Source organism: Kitasatospora sp. MY 5-36 (assembly GCF_001182915.1).
In the GTDB taxonomy this organism is placed as follows: Bacteria; Actinomycetota; Actinomycetes; order Streptomycetales; family Streptomycetaceae; genus Kitasatospora.
Window position 1 is genome coordinate 1 of the sequence record NZ_LFVW01001118.1, and the last position, 1822, is coordinate 1822.

Annotated in this window: 1 protein-coding gene and 1 pseudogene; both read right to left on the bottom strand. The window is 76.3% G+C overall.

Annotated elements, in window-relative coordinates:
- A pseudogene (locus tag AE652_RS40655) lies at nt 1-786 on the bottom strand (two-component sensor histidine kinase); the annotation flags it as partial.
- Entirely contained in the window at nt 783-1499 is a 717-nt protein-coding gene (locus AE652_RS40660) for a response regulator transcription factor (RefSeq protein ID WP_049660886.1), read from the bottom strand. The gene AE652_RS40660 and the pseudogene AE652_RS40655, both read right to left, overlap by 4 nt.
- Nucleotides 1500-1822: the final 323 nt, after the last annotated feature.

The following is a 1822-nucleotide window of genomic DNA, read 5'->3' on the forward strand; positions in this document are numbered from 1 at the left end:
GCCGACCCGGCCGACCTCGGTGCGCGGGTCGTCGTCGGGCACGCGCTCGGCGAGCATCACCTCGCCGCTGGCGAGCGGCAGCGCGCTGACCCGCTCGGCCATGCCCACCACCCGCCGCAGCGGGCGCAGCGAGACGCCGACCCAGGCGGCCCCGGCAGCACCGGCTGCGGCGACGGAGATCGCGAAGACGGTGAGCTCCAGGGTCGCCAGCCGCTCGACGGTGTCCTCGGCCGGGCGCAGCGGCAGACCGCTGACCAGCACGTCGCCGTCCCGCCCGGTGACCGCGCGGACCCGGTAGCGGCCCAGGGCCCGGCCGAGGTCGAGGGTGCGGGCCGGGCCGTCGACGGGCAGGGCGGCCAGCGCGTGCTGCTGGTCGGGGGTGAAGGCGACCCGGTCGTCCTCGTCGCCGGGGCTGTCCACGTCGTCGGCGTCCCCGTCGACCACGCCCGCGGCGGTGACCCGGCCGCCGAGCAGCCGTACGCCGAGGGTGCCGGGGGTCTGGGCCCGGGTGTCGGGGCCGGCGCCCTGGGCGGTGTGCTCCAGGCTCGCGGCGTAGCGTCCGCCGGACTCGGTGAGCTGCTGGTCCAGCCGGTCGACCAGGAAGTGGCGCATCGCGGCGGTGGTGGCGAGGCCGACGGCGGCGCAGGTGACGACCAGCAGCACCAGCAGTCCGGCGATCAGCCGGGCCCGCAGGGTGCGGGGCACCAGCCGGGCGACGCGGGACCCCAGGCGCTTCGGGTCACGGGATTTCAGGCGCTTCGCGTCGCGGGCCTGCGCGCCGCTCACGTCGCGGCCTTGATCAGGTAGCCCGCGCCGCGCACCGTGTGGATCATCGGACTGCGCCCCGCGTCCACCTTCTTGCGCAGGTAGCTGATGTACAGCTCCACGATGTGCGCCTGCCCGCCGAAGTCGTACGACCAGACGGCGTCCAGGATCTGCGCCTTGCTGAGCACCTGCCGGGGGTGGCGCATCAGGTGGGCGAGCAGCGCGTACTCGGTGGGGCTGAGCTCGACCGTCTCCCCGCCCCGGGTGACCTCGCGGGCCCGGTCGTCCAGCACCAGGTCGCCGAGCACCAGGGCGTGCGGGGGCGGCTGCCCGGGCGCGGCGGGCGGGGCGGCCCGGCGCAGCAGGCCCCGCAGTCGGACCACCACCTCGGCCAGACTGAACGGCTTGGTCACGTAGTCGTCGCCGCCGGCCGCGATGCCGGCGATCCGTTCCTCGACGGCGTCCCGGGCGGTGAGGAAGAGCACCCGCGCCTCGGGCTGCCCGGCGTGGATGCGGCGCAGCACCTCCAGGCCGTCGAGGTCGGGCAGCATCACGTCCAGCACCACGGCGTGCGGCCGCCAGGCCGCGGCGGCCTCGACGGCGGCCAGGCCGGTGGTCGCGCCGCGCGCCTGCCAGCCCTCGTAGCGGACGGCCCCGCACACCACCTCGACCAGGTCCGGTTCGTCGTCGACGACCAGGACCCGCCAGTCCGGGCGGCCGGCGGTCTCGTCCATGGGGGCTCCCTCGGGCTCGTGCTGCGCGGTGCTCATCCTGCCCCGCCCCGATGAGAAGGCGCTGAGACCCCGGAAAGTGGTTCGTAGACCATCACACCTCTACTGACCTGCATGAACGCCTTCACGGCGGGTCCCGTCGGCCGGCCGACTCAGAGCCGGCTCAGAGCTTGCGCTGCGATCGTGGGCGGCCCGGCGGCCCTCGCCGCCGGGCGCTGAGGAGGTTCCCGATGAGCACTGCCGCCGCACCGACGTCGCGGCCCGGGCCCCGGCCGGCACCCGACCGCCCGAGGCACCGGGCGGCGCCGCGACCGCCGTTCGCCCTC